The sequence below is a fragment of the Pseudomonas sp. Choline-02u-1 genome (assembly GCF_002836515.1).
Taxonomy (GTDB): Bacteria; Pseudomonadota; Gammaproteobacteria; order Pseudomonadales; family Pseudomonadaceae; genus Aquipseudomonas.
In genome coordinates, this window is sequence record NZ_PJBC01000061.1 from 161,243 (window position 1) to 179,886 (window position 18,644).

At 56.9% G+C, this 18,644-nt stretch carries 19 protein-coding genes; 16 read left to right on the forward strand and 3 right to left on the reverse strand.

Annotated features, from left to right (window positions below):
- Positions 1 to 460 precede the first annotated feature (460 nt).
- The 5 genes from rpmH to mnmE all read left to right on the forward strand — a co-directional run bounded on the left by rpmH (position 461) and on the right by mnmE (position 4,382).
- On the forward strand, positions 461 to 595 hold the full coding sequence (gene rpmH / locus CXF97_RS18470; protein WP_003213577.1) for a 50S ribosomal protein L34: 135 nt from the start codon (positions 461 to 463) through the stop codon (positions 593 to 595).
- Between the two features lie 16 nt (positions 596 to 611).
- Positions 612 to 1,013, forward strand: a complete 402-nt coding sequence (gene rnpA / locus CXF97_RS18475; protein WP_039757776.1) for a ribonuclease P protein component — start codon at positions 612 to 614, stop codon at positions 1,011 to 1,013.
- Positions 1,006 to 1,251 (forward strand): membrane protein insertion efficiency factor YidD, encoded by a 246-nt coding sequence (gene yidD / locus CXF97_RS18480; protein ID WP_027901580.1) that lies wholly within the window; start codon positions 1,006 to 1,008, stop codon positions 1,249 to 1,251. Before rnpA ends, yidD begins: the two co-directional genes overlap by 8 nt.
- Before the next feature lie 2 nt (positions 1,252 to 1,253).
- On the forward strand, positions 1,254 to 2,933 hold the full coding sequence (gene yidC, locus CXF97_RS18485) for a membrane protein insertase YidC (protein WP_101159734.1): 1,680 nt from the start codon (positions 1,254 to 1,256) through the stop codon (positions 2,931 to 2,933).
- Between the two features lie 81 nt (positions 2,934 to 3,014).
- Complete coding sequence (mnmE, locus tag CXF97_RS18490; protein WP_101159735.1) at positions 3,015 to 4,382, forward strand: tRNA uridine-5-carboxymethylaminomethyl(34) synthesis GTPase MnmE; 1,368 nt, start codon at positions 3,015 to 3,017, stop codon at positions 4,380 to 4,382.
- A gap of 40 nt (positions 4,383 to 4,422) precedes the next feature.
- On the opposite strand, the gene CXF97_RS18495 is transcribed toward mnmE, so the two are convergent.
- From CXF97_RS18495 to CXF97_RS18505, 3 genes are all read right to left on the reverse strand, one after another.
- Positions 4,423 to 6,858 (reverse strand): TonB-dependent siderophore receptor, encoded by a 2,436-nt coding sequence (locus CXF97_RS18495; protein WP_101159736.1) that lies wholly within the window; start codon positions 6,856 to 6,858, stop codon positions 4,423 to 4,425.
- 119 nt (positions 6,859 to 6,977) lie between these two features.
- Entirely contained in the window at positions 6,978 to 7,925 is a 948-nt protein-coding gene (locus tag CXF97_RS18500) for a FecR domain-containing protein (protein WP_101159737.1), read from the reverse strand.
- Positions 7,925 to 8,431 carry a sigma-70 family RNA polymerase sigma factor gene (locus tag CXF97_RS18505; RefSeq protein WP_101159738.1) on the reverse strand — a complete coding sequence of 169 codons (507 nt, stop codon included), beginning with the start codon at positions 8,429 to 8,431 and terminating at the stop codon, positions 7,925 to 7,927. The genes CXF97_RS18500 and CXF97_RS18505 overlap by 1 nt, the downstream gene beginning before the upstream one ends.
- A gap of 571 nt (positions 8,432 to 9,002) precedes the next feature.
- Between CXF97_RS18505 and mnmG the strand changes: the two genes are divergently transcribed.
- From mnmG to atpG, 11 genes are all read left to right on the forward strand, one after another.
- On the forward strand, positions 9,003 to 10,901 hold the full coding sequence (gene mnmG, locus CXF97_RS18510; protein ID WP_101159739.1) for a tRNA uridine-5-carboxymethylaminomethyl(34) synthesis enzyme MnmG: 1,899 nt from the start codon (positions 9,003 to 9,005) through the stop codon (positions 10,899 to 10,901).
- Positions 10,898 to 11,542: a 16S rRNA (guanine(527)-N(7))-methyltransferase RsmG gene (rsmG, locus tag CXF97_RS18515; RefSeq protein WP_101159740.1), complete on the forward strand. Its 645-nt coding sequence runs from the start codon at positions 10,898 to 10,900 to the stop codon at positions 11,540 to 11,542. Before mnmG ends, rsmG begins: the two co-directional genes overlap by 4 nt.
- Before the next feature lie 18 nt (positions 11,543 to 11,560).
- Positions 11,561 to 12,358, forward strand: coding sequence for a ParA family protein (locus CXF97_RS18520; protein WP_016772400.1), 798 nt, complete (start codon positions 11,561 to 11,563; stop codon positions 12,356 to 12,358).
- Between the two features lie 9 nt (positions 12,359 to 12,367).
- The gene (locus CXF97_RS18525) at positions 12,368 to 13,240 is read left to right on the forward strand and encodes a ParB/RepB/Spo0J family partition protein (protein WP_007960777.1); all 873 of its coding nucleotides are present in this window, start codon (positions 12,368 to 12,370) and stop codon (positions 13,238 to 13,240) included.
- A gap of 148 nt (positions 13,241 to 13,388) precedes the next feature.
- Complete coding sequence (locus CXF97_RS18530) at positions 13,389 to 13,796, forward strand: F0F1 ATP synthase subunit I (RefSeq protein WP_008064605.1); 408 nt, start codon at positions 13,389 to 13,391, stop codon at positions 13,794 to 13,796.
- A 16-nt stretch (positions 13,797 to 13,812) separates the two neighbouring features.
- Entirely contained in the window at positions 13,813 to 14,682 is an 870-nt protein-coding gene (atpB, locus tag CXF97_RS18535) for a F0F1 ATP synthase subunit A (RefSeq protein ID WP_016772402.1), read from the forward strand.
- A gap of 133 nt (positions 14,683 to 14,815) precedes the next feature.
- A complete protein-coding gene (gene atpE / locus CXF97_RS18540; RefSeq protein WP_003097235.1) occupies positions 14,816 to 15,073 on the forward strand; it encodes a F0F1 ATP synthase subunit C in 258 nt (85 codons plus the stop codon).
- Between the two features lie 58 nt (positions 15,074 to 15,131).
- Entirely contained in the window at positions 15,132 to 15,602 is a 471-nt protein-coding gene (locus tag CXF97_RS18545) for a F0F1 ATP synthase subunit B (protein WP_016772403.1), read from the forward strand.
- Between the two features lie 12 nt (positions 15,603 to 15,614).
- Positions 15,615 to 16,151: a F0F1 ATP synthase subunit delta gene (locus CXF97_RS18550; protein ID WP_016772404.1), complete on the forward strand. Its 537-nt coding sequence runs from the start codon at positions 15,615 to 15,617 to the stop codon at positions 16,149 to 16,151.
- A 21-nt stretch (positions 16,152 to 16,172) separates the two neighbouring features.
- Positions 16,173 to 17,717 (forward strand): F0F1 ATP synthase subunit alpha, encoded by a 1,545-nt coding sequence (atpA, locus tag CXF97_RS18555; protein ID WP_101159741.1) that lies wholly within the window; start codon positions 16,173 to 16,175, stop codon positions 17,715 to 17,717.
- A gap of 50 nt (positions 17,718 to 17,767) precedes the next feature.
- Positions 17,768 to 18,628: a F0F1 ATP synthase subunit gamma gene (atpG, locus tag CXF97_RS18560; protein ID WP_007911960.1), complete on the forward strand. Its 861-nt coding sequence runs from the start codon at positions 17,768 to 17,770 to the stop codon at positions 18,626 to 18,628.
- Positions 18,629 to 18,644: the final 16 nt, after the last annotated feature.

Below are 18,644 nucleotides of genomic sequence, written 5' to 3' on the forward strand. Positions count from 1 at the left end.
CGCACAGGCGTCACGAAAGGCGACCAACGGTCTGTGAATAAGCCCTGTGGATAAACACCTCTGAGGGCACTGGACAACTGGGGGCTAAACCCGGTGGATAACTGGCCTGTGGATAACAGGCCCTTTCACGCACAGCTTATCCGATAGCGCAGCACAGGCTGAACACGGTTTTCCCCTGTAGTTGTCATTCTCTGTACATCACATGGAATAAGGCCTCGTGGCGGTTATCCACAGAAGAACCCGTGCCTAGCTTTTACAAGCTTTACAGAAAAGCTTTAAATAATTCCCTTCTTTATTTTTATATCTGGGCGGACAGGCTTTCGAGCTAAAACCCCACTCGGATCTATTTATAAGGAAACGCTGGTTGGAAATTGACCTGAAGGCTTGCTTTCTCTAGAATCCCCGGTCTCTTAAAACGGGGGCCATTCCGGCCCGTTGTGGACGAACCAGGTAACACGACATGAAACGTACTTTCCAACCAAGCACTATCAAACGCGCTCGTACCCACGGTTTCCGTGCTCGCATGGCTACCAAGAACGGCCGCGCAGTCCTGTCGCGTCGTCGCGCCAAAGGTCGTGCGCGTCTGGCAGTTTGATAATCCGGTACTGGAGGTGAGTCAGGACTTCAGTCGGGAAAAGCGTCTGCTTACCCCCCGGCATTTCAAGGCAGTCTTTGACTCCCCTACCGGCAAGGTTCCGGGGAAAAATCTCCTGCTCCTTGCACGCGACAACGATCTTGATCACCCCCGACTAGGGCTGGTTATCGGGAAAAAGAGCGTAAAGCTCTCCGTTGAGCGCAATCGCCTCAAACGTCTAATGCGCGAATCGTTCCGTCTGCACCAGGATTCACTGGTCGGCTGGGACATCGTTATCGTCGCGCGCAAAGGTTTGGGTGATGTAGAAAACCCCGAATTGATTCAGCATTTCGGCAAACTCTGGAAGCGTCTGGCGCGTAACAAGCCCGTTCCGGCAGTCAAAACCGAAACTGTAGGGGTAGACAGTACCGATGCGTAAACTGGCCCTCGTTCCGATCCAGTTTTATCGCTATGCCATTAGTCCTTTAATGGCCAGCCACTGTCGCTTCTACCCCAGTTGTTCCTGCTACGCGTATGAAGCCATTGAAAATCATGGCCTTCTGCGCGGTGGCTGGCTGACCTTTCGTCGTTTAGGTCGCTGTCATCCGTGGAATCCCGGTGGTTATGACCCGGTTCCACCTGTCCCTACCTCCCGTTCTTCTTCGATGGCCGAGTAATCATGGATATCAAACGCACGATCCTGATCGTCGCCCTGGCAATCGTGTCCTACGTCATGGTTCTTAAATGGAACCAGGATTATGGCCAGGCTGCCCTGCCGACTCAGAATGTTGCTTCCAGTACGACTACATCCGGTTTGCCGGACACCGCCACTGGCACCAATGCCGCCAGTGACGATATTCCGCGCGCCGCCAGCGATACCAGCGCACCTGCCGAAACGCCGGTTGCCGCCAGCAAGGACCTGATTCAGGTCAAGACCGATGTGCTCGATCTGGCGATCGATCCACAAGGTGGCGACGTTGCGCAACTGACTCTGCCTCTGTATCCACGTCGTCAGGACCGTCCTGACGTGCCGTTCCAGCTGTTCGACAACGGCGGCGAACGTGTTTATCTGGCGCAAAGCGGTCTGATCGGCACCAACGGCCCGGATGCAAACCCGGCCGGTCGTCCGGTTTATTCCTCGGAGAAGAAGGTTTACCAACTGGCTGACGGTCAGGATCAACTCGTGGTTGACCTGAAATTCAGCAAGGACGGCGTCAACTACATCAAGCGTTTCACCGTCAAACGTGGCCTGTACGACGTTGCCGTTTCCTACATTGTGGATAACCAGAGCGCTCAGCCCTGGAACGGCGCGATGTTCGCTCAGCTGAAACGTGATGCAAGCGCGGATCCTTCGTCCACAACAGCTACTGGCACTGCGACTTACCTGGGCGCTGCCCTGTGGACAAGTTCGGAGCCGTACAAGAAAGTGTCCATGAAGGACATGGACAAGGCGCAGCTCAAGGAAACTGTCACCGGTGGTTGGGTGGCCTGGCTGCAGCACTACTTCGTGACCGCGTGGATTCCGGCCAAGGGCGAAAACAACATCGTCCAGACCCGTAAAGACAGCAAAGGCAACTACATCATCGGATACACCGGTCCTACTCTGACCGCTGCTCCAGGTGCAAAAGTTGAAACCAGCGCTGTGCTGTACGCCGGTCCGAAAAGTCAGGCTGTGCTGAAAGAGTTGTCCCCAGGTCTGGAATTGACCGTCGATTACGGCATTCTGTGGTTCATTGCCCAGCCTATCTTCTGGCTGCTGCAACACATCCACGCGATTGTCGGTAACTGGGGCTGGTCGATCATCTTCCTGACCATGCTGATCAAAGGGATTTTCTTCCCGCTGTCAGCGGCCAGCTACAAGTCGATGGCGCGCATGCGTGCCGTGGCGCCGAAATTGGCTGCGCTGAAAGAGCAACATGGCGATGACCGGCAGAAGATGTCGCAAGCCATGATGGAGCTGTACAAGAAAGAGAAGATCAATCCACTGGGCGGCTGCTTGCCAATCCTCGTGCAGATGCCGGTCTTCCTGTCGCTGTACTGGGTTCTGCTGGAAAGCGTGGAAATGCGCCAGGCGCCGTTCATGCTGTGGATCACTGACCTGTCGATCAAAGATCCGTTCTTCATTCTGCCGATCATCATGGGCGCAACCATGTTCATCCAGCAGCAGCTGAACCCGACTCCTCCGGATCCGATGCAGGCGAAAGTGATGAAAATGATGCCAATCATCTTCACCTTCTTCTTCCTGTGGTTCCCGGCAGGTCTGGTGCTGTACTGGGTAGTGAACAACTGCCTGTCGATTGCACAACAGTGGTACATCACGCGTAAGATCGAAGCGGCAACGAAAAAAGCCGAGGCGTAACTTGCACTGTGGATAACACCACTCAAAACGCCCCCTAGTGGGGCGTTTTGCTATCTGCCACTTTTGTCTGGATGCCGCTTTATGAGCACACCCCGTGAAACCATCGCCGCCGTCGCCACCGCCCAAGGTCGCGGCGGTGTGGGCATCGTCCGTATTTCCGGGCCGTTGGCCAATGTGGCGGCAAAAGCCATCAGCGGCCGAGAACTGAAACCGCGATACGCCCATTACGGGCCGTTTTTCAGCGACGATCAGCAGGTGCTGGATGAAGGTCTGGCACTGTATTTCCCGGGGCCGAACTCGTTCACCGGCGAAGACGTCCTGGAATTGCAGGGCCACGGTGGCCCGATCGTGCTCGACATGTTGCTCAAACGCTGCCTGGAACTGGGTTGCCGTCTGGCCCGTCCGGGTGAATTCAGCGAGCGCGCCTTTCTCAATGACAAACTCGATCTGGCCCAGGCCGAGGCCATAGCCGATTTGATCGAAGCCAGTTCTGCACAAGCGGCGCGCAATGCGTTGCGTTCATTGCAGGGTGCATTCTCGCAGCGTGTGCATAACTTGACCGAACAGCTTATCGGTCTGCGCATCTATGTCGAAGCCGCCATCGACTTCCCCGAAGAGGAAATCGACTTTCTTGCCGACGGCCATGTGCTCGGCATGCTCGACAAGGTGCGCGACGAGTTATCCACAGTCTTGCGCGAAGCCGGGCAGGGTGCGTTGTTGCGCGACGGCATGACTGTGGTGATCGCCGGTCGGCCAAATGCCGGCAAATCCAGCCTGTTGAATGCATTGGCCGGTCGCGAAGCCGCCATCGTGACCGAGATCGCTGGCACAACGCGGGATATTCTGCGCGAACATATCCACATCGACGGCATGCCACTGCATGTGGTCGACACCGCCGGTCTGCGCGATACCGATGATCATGTGGAAAAGATCGGCGTGGAACGAGCCTTGAAAGCCATTGGTGAAGCGGATCGGGTTTTGCTGGTGGTCGATGCGACTGCGCCGGAAGCACTGGACCCGTTTGCCTTGTGGCCTGAATTCCTCGAGAGCCGACCGGATCCGTCGAAAGTGACGCTGATCCGCAACAAGGCTGATCTGTCCGGCGAAGCGATTGCGTTGGAAACCAGTGACGACGGTCACGTAACGATCGGTCTCAGCGCCAAGTCCGCTGAAGGTCTCGACCTGCTGCGTGACCATCTCAAGGCGTGCATGGGTTACGAGCAGACCTCGGAAAGCAGCTTCAGCGCACGCCGCCGGCATCTGGAAGCACTGCGCCACGCCAGCGCGGCGCTGGAACATGGCCGCGCCCAATTGACCGTGGCCGGGGCCGGCGAATTGCTCGCCGAGGATTTGCGCCAGGCTCAGCATTCGCTGGGGGAAATTACCGGAGCGTTCAGCTCAGATGATTTGCTGGGAAGAATCTTCTCCAGCTTCTGCATCGGCAAATAACAGAGGGGGCTGTGGATAATTATCCACAGCCTTTTTGCTGTCACCAATTGTAGGAAACCGTACCAAGCAAAGTACGATCCTCACCCCAGTAGCAGCGGCCGGCGTCGTTGCAGCCCGACACATATTCCTTATCGAACAGGTTCTTTGCGTTCAGGTCGAGACTCCAGTGTGTATCGATCTGGTAGCCAACAGCCGCGTCAACCAACGTAACGTCGCCAGCATTCAGCTTCCCGTATAGCGAAGGGGAGGTGTAAGCAAACGCGCTGTCGAAATAACGCACACCACCCGCGACGTACAAACCTTTCAGATCACCGTCGAGAAAGCGATATTTCGCCCAGGTGGAGGCTTGATTACGTGGCACTCCGGTCATTTGGTGTCCTTTGACCAGCGACGTCGGCGCATCCTTGGTGATCTTTGCATCGGTGTAGGTGTAAGCCGCCGTGACGTTGAGGTTTTGCGTCAGATTACTGTTGAGTTCCAGTTCCACACCTTTGGCGCGGCTCTCGCCCACCTGGCGATAGGTCGAGGTCGTTGCATCGAAATAGGTGTCGTCCTTCTTGCGCAGGTCATACAGCGAGGCCGTGAATGCCGTATCCCAGCCGATCGGCTCGTACTTGAGACCCACTTCATATTGACGGCTGGTGATCGGATCAAGCGGTGCGCCGGCATTGGAAATCTGCTGCACCGGCACGAATGCCGTGGAATAGCTGACATACGGCGTCATGCCGTTGTCGAACTGATACATCACGCCGCCCTGATAGGTGAACTTCTTGTCCTCGGAGCTGATGTTGCTGCCTCGCGCCACTTTGTCGCGAAAGTCACTGTCGACCCAGTCCTGCCGCCCGCCGAGCAGGAACAGCCAGTGGTCGTACTTGCTCTGAATCTGTGCATAAACGCCTTTCATCTGCTGCTCGAGCAACGTGTTCTGCACAGCAATCGGCGTGGTCGGATCACGCAGGTAGACCGGGTTGTAGATGTCGATCGGCCCGACAATGCCGGCATTCCAGTCCTGGTTGAACGAGGTGCGATCGTAGCTGGCGCCAAACAGCACGGTGTTTTCCAGATCTCCCGCCTGGAACTTGCCTTCCAGCTGGTTATCCAGCGAATACACCATGGATTTGTTGTAGCGATCGTAGGCGGTCATGTTCAACCGTGTGCCGAAGCCGGCGTTGTTCAGATTGCCCGGCCAGGTTTCGTGGCGGGTGATGCGCGACTGCATGTAGCGCGAGTTCTGGCGGAACTGCCAGTCATCGTTGAACGAATGGCTGAACTCGTAACCGGTGCTCCAGGTTTCCCGTTCGAAAGTATTCCAGTCCGGGTCGCCGAGCATGGTGTCTTTGGCCAACTTGCCATTGGGGTTGCTCAGCAACGTGCCAGCTGCCGGCAGGCCTAGCTCCATGTTGGTGTGATCCTTCTGGTAGTTGGCCAACAGAGTCAGCGTATTGAAATCGTCGAAATTCAGCGTTAGCGAAGGCGCGATATAAATGCGGTCGTCGGGAACGTGATCGGTCTGGGTATCGGATTTGCGCCCCAGCATCACTACACGCCCGAGGACGTTGCCGCTGTCATTGAGCGGGCCGGAGACGTCGACGCCGATCTGCCGGCGATTGTTAGAGCCATAACCCAACTGCACTTCGCCGTGAGGCGAGGCAGTCGGGCGTTTGCTGACCAGATTGACCAGACCGCCCGGTGCATTTTCGCCATACAGCAGCGAAGACGGGCCACGGAACACCTCAACCCGTTCGAGTCCGTACGGCTCGGTGCTGGTGTCATAGCGATTGCCCTGCACGCGCAGTCCATCGCGCAGCAAACCGTAGCCGTAATCGGTGGCGTTGAAACCACGGATGTAAAACAAGTCTCCCGCCAGACTGTCACCGGCAGCGAACGGTGGGGCGAAGATTCCCGGCACGTAGCCGAGGACGTCGGTGAGTGTCTGAGATTTCTGATCTTTGATACGTTGCCCGGTCACCACTGACACCGAACGCGGTGTTTGCGATAGCGGTGTACTGGTTTTGGTACCGATCCGGCTGTTCTGCGCGTTGTAGCCAACGTCGGCGGCATAATCCAGATCCATTGGATTGGCGAACTGCGCGTTGATGTTGGTCGGGGCCAGTTCCAGGGAATCTCCGTTGGGCAAGGTCTGCAGAATGTAGCTGCCCGGGGCTTGGGGCACGGCCTGTAAGCCTGAGCCTTGCAACAATTGAGCGAAACCCTGTTCGACGCTGAAGTCGCCGTTCAACCCGGCGCTGCGCAAGCGACTGGTCTGCTGCGGCGAGAACGACAGAATCACATTCGCGGCAGAGGCGAACTGGCTCAGGGCATTGTCCAGCGGACCGGCGGCAACGGTGTAACGCTGGGATGCGGTTGCAGCGAAGGCACTGTGGCTGGTGACCAGACAGGTCGCAGCGCTGGCCATCATTAAGCTGTAAGCCATGCAGTGAGGAGAAAAGCGCTGACGGAACGTGGGAAGACGCATAGGTGGATGTGCCCTGAAGGTGGCTAAGAGCCGCGTTTATCGCGATTACCTGTAGGGCCGGGTCAGGGCAAAAAAAGATAACCCTCTTTGCATTTATTTTTTCCCAGGCGTTGTTTCGATCAGATGCTGTGGCTGATCGAGACCCAGTAACGGCTGAAATAGCGGACATTGATCGGCAACGAAGCCTGTAGGTTGGCCAGCACTGCGTCGGTCGAATCAAGCCGGAACGTCCCGGAGACCCGCAAGTCCCGCGAGCGGCGATCGCAATGCAAAACACCGCTGCGATAGCGTCCCAACGCTTCGATGACATCGCCCAAGCGCGCATTCAGAACGATCAATTGACCGTTGATCCAGGCCACTTCCGATGATTGAAAAGGATGAGTCAGGCCGACATGCCGACTATCGAAATCCGTGCTTTCGCCTCCTTTCAGGATGAGCGCAGCAGTGGATGACTGCGCAGGTTGAACGCTGACTCGATCTTCCAGCACGCCGACCCGGGTTGAGCTCGACATTTGATGCACCGAGAACCGGGTGCCCAATGCCTGGATTCGACCGTCGCGGGTTTGCACGTAAAACGGGCGCTGGTCGCCAAGCTTGCCGGTTTGAATGAGGATTTCGCCCGAGCGCAAGCGAATCAGGCGCTGGGCTGCGTCGAAAGCAACATCTATGGCCGAGTCGGTGTTCAGCTGGATCTGGCTGCCATCAGCGAGGCTGACGGTCCGACGCTGGCCAACACCGGTTTTATAGTCGGCCCAGACGTATCCAAGGGATGTGTGTCGTTGGACATTCCAGCCCAGGAAGCCTGTGCCCGCTGCAAGCAGCAACAGCTTCAGTACCTGGCGCCGTTGTTGGCCGCTATTGAACGCGCGACGTTTCAGATCCTGCGGCAGCGTACCGAGGTGGCGCTGCAATTGTTCCATCTGGTTCCACGCCGCCAGATGCGCCGGATCGCTTTCTATCCACAGCTGCCAGGCTTTTTGTTCGGCAAGGCTCGGTGGCTGGGACTGCAATTGCACGTACCAGCTGGCGGCGGTTTCGAATACCTGGCGGTTGGGGGCGATGGCCATTAATGCTGCGCCATCACAACAGCACATTCAGTCAGAGCGCGGATCATGTGTTTCTTGACTGTGGTCAGCGAAACCTTCAGCTGCAGAGCAATCTGTTGATAAGTCATGCCATCCACCTGCGAGAGGATGAATATCTGCCGTGCCCGCGTGCCAAGGCCGGCCAATGCTTTATCCACAGCGACCAGCGTTTCAATAATCAGCGCCTTATCTTCTTCGCTGATGACCAAGCCTTCGGGCCGAGCCGCCAATGTCTGCAAATACGCGGTTTCGATGGAGCACCGTCGATAGCGATCGATGACCAGACCGCGTGCGATGGTCGCCAGGTAATCCCTCGGCTCTCGAATATGCGCCGCATTGCGCGCCGCCAGAATTCTCAGAAACGTGTCATGTGCCACATCGGCTGCATCGCAGGTGTTATGCAGTTTGCCTTTGAGCCAACCATATAGCCACGAATGGTGTTGCTCGTAGATTTGCTCAATCGCAGCGGTGTGGGCGGGTAGGGACATGGGGAGGAACTGGCGAGTTAATGATAATGGCTATTATTAGCCTCTGTTACCTTCTCTCACAATAGACTTTTCACTTCCTGCTATTGGCTTCCCCATGCCTCACCGATCCTTCGCTGAGGCTTTTCTGCGCCTGAAAAAACCCCTTCCGGCAATTTTCTGTGGATTAAGCTCTGTGAATAACTGCCGTTAAGGTCAGTTGATAACAGGGCTCGAAAACTGAATATAACCCGCCCTGTGGATAACCATGCTGTTCATCCACAGGCTTAAACCGGTTATCCAAGGGCCTCATCGGCACCTGAACACAGGGTTTTGAAAGTCTGTACACATTGTAAAATAAGGGCTGTGGCGATCTATCCACAGAAAGCACGCTCAGTAAGAATAAACATAAAAACAAAGGTTTTATAAATTTCTCTCTTTTTTATTCTTTTAACCTCGAGTTCTCCACAGCTGGTTAAATTTTGTTCAAAGGGTTCTTTAGAAAGGGCGAAGTCCCTATACTTGCCGACCAGGTTCAGAAACCTGAGCTCAACTATTTCCTGAATGACCTACTTAAGCAGGCACGAGGTGCGTGGTGGATTTCCCTTCCCGTTTTGAAGTGATCGTCATCGGCGGCGGTCATGCCGGTACCGAGGCAGCACTGGCGTCAGCACGCATGGGCGCAAAAACCCTGTTGCTCACGCATAACGTGGAAACCCTTGGCGCCATGAGTTGCAACCCGGCCATCGGTGGTATTGGCAAAAGCCATCTGGTCAAGGAAATCGACGCCCTCGGCGGCGCGATGGCCATGGCTACCGATAAAGGCGGCATCCAGTTTCGCGTATTGAACAGCCGCAAAGGTCCGGCCGTACGGGCCACCCGTGCGCAAGCCGACCGGATTCTATACAAGGCCGCTGTTCGCGAAATCCTCGAAAACCAACCGAACCTGTGGATATTTCAACAGGCTGCTGACGACCTGATCGTTGAGCAGGAGCAAGTCCGCGGTGTCGTCACGCAAATGGGTCTGCGCTTTTTCGCCGACTCCGTGGTGCTGACCACCGGTACGTTCCTCGGCGGACTTATCCACATTGGTCTGCAGAATTTTTCCGGCGGCCGTGCCGGCGATCCGCCGTCGATCGCGCTGGCGCACCGTTTGCGTGAACTGCCGTTGCGTGTCGGTCGTTTGAAAACCGGCACACCACCGCGTATCGACGGCAAATCTGTGGATTTCTCGGTGATGACCGAGCAGCCAGGCGATACGCCGATCCCGGTGATGTCGTTCATGGGCAACAAGGAACAGCATCCACGGCAGGTCAGTTGCTGGATTACGCACACTAACGCTCGCACTCACGAAATCATTGCCGCGAATCTTGATCGTTCGCCGATGTATTCCGCTGCCGGGGAAATCGAAGGCGTCGGCCCGCGTTATTGCCCGTCGATCGAAGACAAGATTCACCGCTTTGCCGACAAGGAAAGCCATCAGGTGTTCATCGAGCCGGAAGGTCTGACCACCCATGAGCTGTACCCGAACGGGATATCCACAAGCTTGCCGTTTGATGTGCAGTTGCAGATCGTGCAATCGATCCGCGGCATGGAAAACGCGCACATCGTGCGTCCGGGTTATGCAATTGAGTACGACTACTTCGATCCGCGCGACTTGAAGTACAGCCTGGAAACCAAAGTCATCGGCGGTCTGTTCTTCGCCGGGCAGATCAATGGCACCACCGGTTACGAAGAAGCTGGCGCGCAAGGTCTGCTCGCCGGGGCCAACGCTGCGCTGCGTGCCAAGGGCAAAGAAGCCTGGTGTCCGCGTCGCGATGAAGCGTACATCGGCGTTCTGGTCGACGACCTGATCACCCTCGGTACCCAAGAGCCGTACCGCATGTTCACTTCACGCGCCGAGTACCGCCTGATCCTGCGCGAGGACAACGCCGACTTGCGTCTGACCGAAAAAGGTCGCGAGCTTGGTCTGGTCGATGACGCGCGTTGGGCGGCCTTCTGCAAGAAACGCGAAAGCATCGAGCTCGAAGAGCAGCGTCTGAAGAGCACCTGGGTACGGCCGAATACCCCTCAGGGCGAGGCGATTGCCGAGAAATTCGGCACGCCGCTGACCCACGAATACAATCTGCTCAACCTGTTGAGCCGCCCGGAAATCGATTACGCCGGTCTCGTTGAAGTGACCGGGCAGGGCGCCGAAGATCCACAGGTTGCCGAGCAGGTTGAGATCAAGACCAAGTACGCCGGTTACATCGATCGTCAACAGGATGAGATCGCCCGGCTGCGCGCCAGTGAAGACACCAAATTGCCTGTGGATATCGACTACACGAACATTTCCGGTCTCTCCAAGGAGATCCAGAGCAAGCTCGGCGCGACGCGCCCCGAGACGCTCGGTCAGGCTTCGCGAATTCCGGGCGTGACCCCGGCAGCCATTTCGCTGTTGATGATTCATTTGAAAAAACGCGGCGCGGGCCGTCAGTTGGAGCAAAGCGCTTGAGTGCCAATGTCACTTCGCAACACGCCGAAGAGTTATCCACAGGAGCCCTTGAGCTCGGTATTGAGCTCACGCAAACCCAGCACGAATTGCTGCTGGGTTATCTGGCCCTGTTGATCAAATGGAACCAGGCCTACAACCTCACTGCCGTGCGCGATCCGGACGAAATGGTCTCGCGTCACTTGCTCGATAGTCTGAGCGTGATGTCGTTCATCGAAAACGGTCGCTGGCTCGACGTTGGCAGTGGCGGCGGGATGCCAGGCATTCCGTTGGCGATCCTGTATCCGGGATCGCAAGTGACCTGCCTGGACAGCAATGGCAAGAAAACCCGCTTCCTGACTCAGGTCAAACTCGAACTCAAGCTGGATAACCTGCAAGTTATCCACAGTCGCGTCGAAGCGTTTCAGCCTGCCCAGCCGTTCAACGGGATCATTTCCCGGGCATTCAGCAGCATGGAAAACTTCACTAACTGGACTCGCCACCTGGGCGACGCCGATACACGCTGGCTGGCAATGAAGGGCGTTCATCCGGCCGATGAGCTGGTAGCATTGCCGGCAGATTTCAAACTCGATAGCGAACACGCCCTGGCCGTCCCCGGTTGCCAAGGCCAACGCCATCTGCTGATACTGCGCCGCACGGCATGATTGGGAACACAAGCAAGAATGGCTAAGGTATTCGCGATAGCGAACCAGAAAGGTGGTGTGGGCAAGACCACCACCTGCATCAACCTCGCAGCATCCCTGGTCGCGACCAAGCGCCGGGTGCTGTTGATCGATCTCGATCCACAAGGCAACGCCACCATGGGTAGCGGTGTGGATAAACATGGTCTGGAAAACTCGGTCTACGATCTGCTGATCGGCGAATGCGACCTGGGCCAGGCCATGCACTTCTCCGAGCACGGCGGTTACCAACTGCTCCCGGCCAACCGCGACCTGACCGCGGCCGAAGTGGTGCTGCTGGAAATGCAGATGAAGGAAAGCCGTCTGCGTAGCGCGCTGGCGCCCATCCGTGACAACTACGATTACATTCTGATCGACTGCCCACCGTCGCTGTCGATGCTCACGCTTAACGCATTGGTCGCCGCTGACGGCGTCATTATCCCCATGCAGTGCGAATACTTTGCGCTGGAAGGTTTGAGCGACCTTGTGGATAACATCAAGCGCATCGCTGAACTGCTGAATCCGAACCTGAAAGTCGAAGGCCTGCTGCGGACCATGTATGACCCGCGCCTGAGCCTGATGAACGATGTCTCGGCGCAGCTCAAGGAACACTTCGGCGATCAGCTGTACGACACGGTGATCCCGCGCAACATTCGCCTGGCCGAAGCACCGAGCTACGGCATGCCGGCGCTGGCTTACGACAAGCAATCGCGTGGCGCGCTGGCCTATCTGGCCCTGGCGGGCGAGATGGTTCGCCGTCAGCGCAAAAATTCACGTATCGCCGCTGCCCAGCCAACTTAAGGAATCCCCATGGCCGTCAAGAAACGAGGTCTCGGACGTGGACTGGATGCACTGCTGAGTGGTCCGACGGTCAGCGCGCTCGAAGAACAAGCCGCGCAGGCTGACACCCGCGAACTGCAACACCTGCCGCTGGACCTGCTGCAGCGCGGCAAATATCAGCCGCGCCGCGATATGGATCCCCAGGCACTCGAAGAACTCGCGCAGTCGATCAAGGCCCAAGGCGTGATGCAGCCGATCGTAGTACGACCGATTGGCGGTGGCCGCTTCGAGATCATCGCTGGTGAACGCCGCTGGCGCGCGAGCCAGCAGGCCGGGCAGGAAACCATCCCTGCAATGGTGCGCGATGTGCCTGATGAAACGGCCATTGCGATTGCGCTGATCGAAAACATCCAGCGTGAGGATCTCAACCCGATCGAAGAAGCAGTCGCCTTGCAGCGTTTGCAGCAGGAGTTCCAGCTGACTCAGCAGCAGGTTGCCGAGGCTGTGGGTAAGTCTCGAGTGACTGTGGCTAACCTGTTGCGACTTATTGCACTGCCTGAAGTCATCAAAACCATGCTGTCGCACGGTGATCTGGAAATGGGTCACGCACGTGCCTTGCTCGGTCTACCGGACAATCAGCAGGTCGAAGGGGCGCGACATGTTGTCGCACGAGGGCTGACTGTGCGCCAAACCGAGGCACTGGTTCGCCAGTGGTTGAGTGGCAAACCGGAGCCTGTGGAAGCTGCAAAACCCGACCCGGACATCGCCCGCCTCGAGCAGCGGCTGGCCGAGCGCCTGGGCTCTGCGGTGCAGATTCGCCACGGGAAGAAGGGCAAGGGCCAATTGGTGATTGGTTATAACTCGCTTGATGAGCTTCAAGGTGTGCTCGCGCACATCCGCTGAAACATTTCCTCATGTAGCGTGCAGTCGGAAATCACTACCTGACAGTTGAATAGGGGCAGAACCGCCCCTATACTCTGCGCGCATTTTGTCGGCACAAATTATGCCAAGTTATTGAATTCTGGCAGCCGACCATTGGAGAGCATTTGTGATGGAAACCCGCACGCCAAACCGCTTGCCTTTCCATCGCCTGGCGGTATTTCCGGTGTTGATGGCTCAATTTGTCGTTCTGCTTATTGCCGCTTTGGCGCTCTGGCAATGGCATGGAGTCGTTGCGGGGTACTCGGGACTTTGCGGAGGCCTGATAGCCTTGCTGCCCAATGTGTATTTCGCTCATAGGGCATTTCGGTTTTCCGGCGCCCGAGCAGCCCAGTCCATCGTCCGGTCTTTTTATGCCGGCGAGGCAGGCAAACTGATTTTAACGGCAGTGCTGTTTGCACTGGTGTTCGCAGGTGTGAAGCCACTGGCGCCAATCGCAGTATTTGGCGTGTTCGTGCTGACTCAGTCGGTCAGCTGGTTCGCTCCCCTGCTGATGAGAACAAGACTTTCGAGACCTTAGGGCGTTTGAGGCAACCATGGCAGAAACAACCGCTTCGGGCTATATCCAGCACCACTTGCAGAACCTGACTTTCGGTCAGCTACCCAACGGCGGCTGGGGCTTTGCCCACACCGCAGCAGAAGCCAAGGAAATGGGCTTCTGGGCTTTCCACGTCGATACTCTCGGCTGGTCGGTCGCGCTGGGTCTGATCTTCGTTCTCCTTTTCCGCATGGCGGCAAAGAAAGCGACGTCGGGTCAGCCGGGTGCTTTGCAGAACTTCGTTGAAGTATTGGTCGAATTCGTCGATGGCAGCGTGAAAGACAGCTTCCATGGCCGTAGCCCGGTGATTGCACCGCTGGCACTGACCATCTTCGTCTGGGTGTTTCTGATGAACGCCGTCGACCTCGTACCGGTCGACTGGATTCCTCAGTTGGCCATCCTGATCTCCGGTGATGCGCACATCCCGTTCCGCGCCGTGTCGACCACCGACCCGAACGCGACCCTGGGCATGGCGTTCTCGGTGTTTGCACTGATCATTTTCTACAGCATCAAGGTCAAGGGCATCGGCGGCTTCATCGGCGAACTCACCCTGCACCCGTTCGGCAGCAAGAACATCTTCGTTCAGGCCCTGCTGATCCCGGTGAACTTCCTGCTGGAATTCGTCACCCTGATCGCCAAGCCGATCTCTCTGGCTCTGCGTCTGTTCGGCAACATGTATGCCGGCGAGCTGGTGTTCATTCTGATCGCTGTGATGTTCGGCAGCGGCCTGCTCTGGCTGAGTGGCCTGGGCGTTGTTCTGCAGTGGGCGTGGGCAGTGTTCCACATCCTGATCATCACCCTGCAGGCGTTCATCTTCATGATGCTGACCATCGTCTACCTGTCGATGGCGCACGAAGAAAACCATTAAGACGAGTCTCGACTAGTCTGATGTCCTTCCCGGTGAAACGGGAAGGGGCTCCTGACGGGGCATCTGAAACGATTTGTTTTACCGCTTTAATCTAAAAAACCTAAACCATACGACGTAAAAGTCGGGAGGAAAGATGGAAACTGTAGTTGGTCTAACCGCTATCGCTGTTGCACTGTTGATCGGCCTGGGCGCACTGGGTACCGCAATTGGTTTCGGCCTGCTGGGCGGCAAGTTCCTGGAAGGCGCAGCGCGTCAGCCAGAAATGGTTCCAATGCTGCAAGTTAAAATGTTCATCGTTGCCGGTCTGCTCGACGCCGTAACCATGATCGGTGTTGGTATCGCTCTGTTCTTCACCTTTGCGAACCCGTTCGTTGGTCAGATCGCTGGCTGATTACTCGGATATTCCGGGTAATTTGGTGTGATGGACAACGTAACTGCGAGGTGTTGGCGTGAACATTAATGCGACCCTGATTGGCCAGTCCGTTGCGTTCCTGATTTTTGTACTGTTCTGCATGAAGTATGTATGGCCTCCGGTCATCGCTGCGCTGCACGAACGTCAAAAGAAGATCGCTGATGGTCTGGACGCTGCCAGCCGTGCAGCTCGCGACCTGGAGTTGGCCCAAGAGAAAGCGGGTCAGCAACTGCGCGAAGCGAAAGCTCAGGCAGCTGAAATCATCGAGCAAGCCAAGAAACGCGGTAACCAGATCGTCGAAGAGGCTGTTGAAAAAGCCCGTATCGACGCTGACCGTGTGAAGGTTCAGGCTCAAGCCGAGATCGAACAGGAACTGAACAGCGTCAAAGACAAGCTGCGTGCCCAAGTGGGCTTGCTGGCTGTTGGCGGCGCCGAGAAGATCCTGGGTGCCACAATCGATCAAAACGCGCACGCAGAGCTGGTTAACCAACTGGCTGCTGAAATCTAAGCGAGGGCGATCATGGCAGAACTGACCACGTTGGCCCGACCTTACGCTAAGGCGGCCTTCGAGCACGCTCAGGCCCACCAGCAACTGGCCAATTGGTCAGCCATGCTCGGCCTGGCAGCAGCGGTGTCGCAAGACGACACCCTGCAGCGCGTGCTCAAGGCCCCGCGACTGACGAGCGCAGAAAAGGCCGCCACGTTCATTGACGTGTGCGGCGACAAGTTTGATGAAAAGGCACGCAATTTCATCAACGTCGTTGCCGAAAACGACCGTCTCCTGCTTCTGCCGGAGATCGCCGCTCTGTTCGACCTGTACAAGGCCGAACAAGAGAAATCGGTAGACGTTGAAGTGACCAGTGCTTTCGCATTGAACCAAGAACAGCAAGACAAACTCGCCAAGGTTCTCAGTGCACGACTCAACCGGGAAGTGCGCCTGCAAGTTGCGGAGGACGCTGCCTTGATTGGTGGTGTCGTGATCCGCGCCGGCGACCTGGTTATCGATGGCTCGATTCGCGGCAAAATCGCGAAACTTGCCGAAGCATTGAAATCTTGAGTTTGAAGGGGCAGCAGAGCAATGCAGCAACTCAATCCTTCCGAAATAAGTGAAATTATCAAGGGCCGCATCGACAAGCTCGATGTGACCTCCCAAGCCCGTAACGAAGGCACTGTCGTCAGCGTATCTGACGGCATCGTGCGGATTCACGGTCTGGCCGACGTCATGTACGGCGAGATGATCGAGTTTCCGGGCGGCGTCTACGGTATGGCCCTCAACCTGGAGCAGGACTCCGTAGGTGCCGTGGTATTGGGCTCCTACCAGTCGCTGGCTGAAGGCATGAGCGCCAAGTGCACCGGCCGCATCCTCGAAGTTCCTGTTGGTAAGGAATTGCTGGGCCGCGTAGTCGATGCTCTGGGTAACCCTGTTGACGGCAAAGGTCCACTGGGCAACACCGAGACCGACGCGGTCGAGAAAGTTGCTCCAGGCGTGATCTGGCGTAAGTCGGTAGACCAGCCTGTACAGACTGGCTACAAGGCTGTCGATGCCATGATCCCGGTCGGCCGTGGCCAGCGTGAGCTGATCATCGGTGACCGTCAGATCGGTAAAACCGCTCTGGCGATCGACGCGATCATCAACCAGAAAGACAGCGGCATTTTCTGCGTCTACGTAGCGATCGGTCAGAAGCAATCGACTATCGCCAACGTGGTTCGCAAGCTGGAAGAAAACGGCGCCCTGGCCAACACGATCATCGTGGCTGCCAGTGCTTCGGAATCTCCTGCGCTGCAATTCCTGGCACCGTACTCCGGTTGCACCATGGGTGAATTCTTCCGCGACCGCGGCGAAGACGCGCTGATCGTTTATGACGATCTGTCCAAGCAGGCAGTGGCTTACCGCCAGATCTCCCTGCTGCTGCGCCGTCCACCAGGCCGTGAAGCTTACCCAGGCGACGTGTTCTACCTCCACTCCCGTCTGCTGGAGCGCGCATCCCGCGTTTCGGAAGAATACGTAGAGAAGTTCACCAACGGCGCAGTGACCGGCAAAACCGGCTCCCTGACCGCACTGCCGATCATCGAAACCCAGGCTGGCGACGTTTCCGCGTTCGTTCCGACCAACGTGATTTCCATCACTGACGGTCAGATCTTCCTGGAATCGGCCATGTTCAACTCGGGCATCCGCCCTGCAGTGAACGCCGGTGTTTCGGTATCCCGTGTGGGTGGTGCCGCTCAGACCAAGATCATCAAGAAGCTCTCCGGTGGTATCCGTACCGCTCTGGCTCAGTACCGTGAACTGGCGGCATTCGCCCAGTTCGCTTCTGACCTGGACGAAGCGACCCGCAAGCAACTTGAGCATGGTCAGCGCGTTACCGAGCTGATGAAGCAGAAGCAATACGCACCAATGTCGATCGCTGACATGGCGCTGTCGCTGTATGCCGCTGAGCGTGGGTTCCTGACTGACATTGAAATCACCAAGGTTGGCAGCTTCGAACAAGCGCTGATTGCTTTCTTCAACCGCGATCACGCCGATTTGATGGCCAAGATCAACGTTAAAGGTGACTTCAATGACGAAATCGACGCTGGCATGAAAGCCGGTATCGAGAAGTTCAAGGCCACCCAAACCTGGTAAGCCGCAGCGGGAGCCGCGAGGCTCCCGCTTGCTAACCTGATAGGTGTTACATGGCAGGCGCAAAAGAGATTCGCAGTAAGATTGCGAGCATCAAAAGCACGCAAAAGATTACCAGCGCCATGGAAAAAGTGGCGGTCAGCAAAATGCGCAAGGCACAAATGCGCATGGCTGCTAGCCGTCCTTATGCGGAGCGTATCCGCCAGGTAATTGGGCATCTGGCCAACGCCAACCCGGAATACCGCCACCCGTTCATGATCGATCGCGAAATCAAGCGCGTCGGTTATGTCGTCGTGAGCAGTGACCGTGGTCTGTGCGGCGGCTTGAACACCAACCTGTTCAAGGCCCTGGTCAAGGACATGGCGGTAAACCGCGAAAACGGCGTCGAGATCGATCTGTGTGTAGTCGGTAGCAAGGGTGCGGCCTTTTTCCGCAACTTCGGCGGTAACGTCGTTGCAGCTATCAGCCACCTGGGTGAAGAGCCGTCGATCAATGATCTGATCGGCAGCGTCAAGGTGATGCTGGATGCCTACCTGGACGGCCGTATTGACCGCCTGTCCGTGGTGTCCAACAAGTTCATCAACACCATGACGCAACAGCCTACCGTGGAGCAGTTGATTCCACTGGTGGCAACCCCGGATCAGGATCTCAAGCACCACTGGGACTATCTCTACGAACCGGACGCCAAAGAGCTGCTTGATGGCTTGATGGTCCGTTACGTCGAGTCGCAGGTCTACCAGGCGGTGGTCGAGAACAACGCGGCTGAACAGGCTGCGCGGATGATCGCGATGAAGAACGCTACCGACAACGCCGGTGATTTGATCAGCGATTTGCAGCTGATCTACAACAAGGCGCGTCAGGCTGCGATCACCCAAGAGATCTCGGAAATCGTCGGCGGCGCTGCCGCGGTTTAACGGTTCAAATATTCAG

Bases quoted from the DNA above. Each gene is read 5' to 3' on its own strand.
- yidD (WP_027901580.1), top strand. From the start codon at position 1,006: ATGCGTAAACTGGCCCTCGTTCCGATCCAGTTTTATCGCTATGCCATT.
- CXF97_RS18505 (WP_101159738.1), bottom strand. From the start codon at position 8,431: ATGTCCCTACCCGCCCACACCGCTGCGATTGAGCAAATCTACGAGCAA.
- yidC (WP_101159734.1), top strand. From the start codon at position 1,254: ATGGATATCAAACGCACGATCCTGATCGTCGCCCTGGCAATCGTGTCC.
- CXF97_RS18520 (WP_016772400.1), top strand. From the start codon at position 11,561: ATGGCTAAGGTATTCGCGATAGCGAACCAGAAAGGTGGTGTGGGCAAG.
- CXF97_RS18525 (WP_007960777.1), top strand. From the start codon at position 12,368: ATGGCCGTCAAGAAACGAGGTCTCGGACGTGGACTGGATGCACTGCTG.
- CXF97_RS18550 (WP_016772404.1), top strand. From the start codon at position 15,615: ATGGCAGAACTGACCACGTTGGCCCGACCTTACGCTAAGGCGGCCTTC.
- atpG (WP_007911960.1), top strand. From the start codon at position 17,768: ATGGCAGGCGCAAAAGAGATTCGCAGTAAGATTGCGAGCATCAAAAGC.
- atpE (WP_003097235.1), top strand. From the start codon at position 14,816: ATGGAAACTGTAGTTGGTCTAACCGCTATCGCTGTTGCACTGTTGATC.
- atpB (WP_016772402.1), top strand. From the start codon at position 13,813: ATGGCAGAAACAACCGCTTCGGGCTATATCCAGCACCACTTGCAGAAC.
- CXF97_RS18530 (WP_008064605.1), top strand. From the start codon at position 13,389: ATGGAAACCCGCACGCCAAACCGCTTGCCTTTCCATCGCCTGGCGGTA.
- atpA (WP_101159741.1), top strand. From the start codon at position 16,173: ATGCAGCAACTCAATCCTTCCGAAATAAGTGAAATTATCAAGGGCCGC.
- rpmH (WP_003213577.1), top strand. From the start codon at position 461: ATGAAACGTACTTTCCAACCAAGCACTATCAAACGCGCTCGTACCCAC.
- CXF97_RS18495 (WP_101159736.1), bottom strand. From the start codon at position 6,858: ATGCGTCTTCCCACGTTCCGTCAGCGCTTTTCTCCTCACTGCATGGCT.
- mnmE (WP_101159735.1), top strand. From the start codon at position 3,015: ATGAGCACACCCCGTGAAACCATCGCCGCCGTCGCCACCGCCCAAGGT.
- CXF97_RS18500 (WP_101159737.1), bottom strand. From the start codon at position 7,925: ATGGCCATCGCCCCCAACCGCCAGGTATTCGAAACCGCCGCCAGCTGG.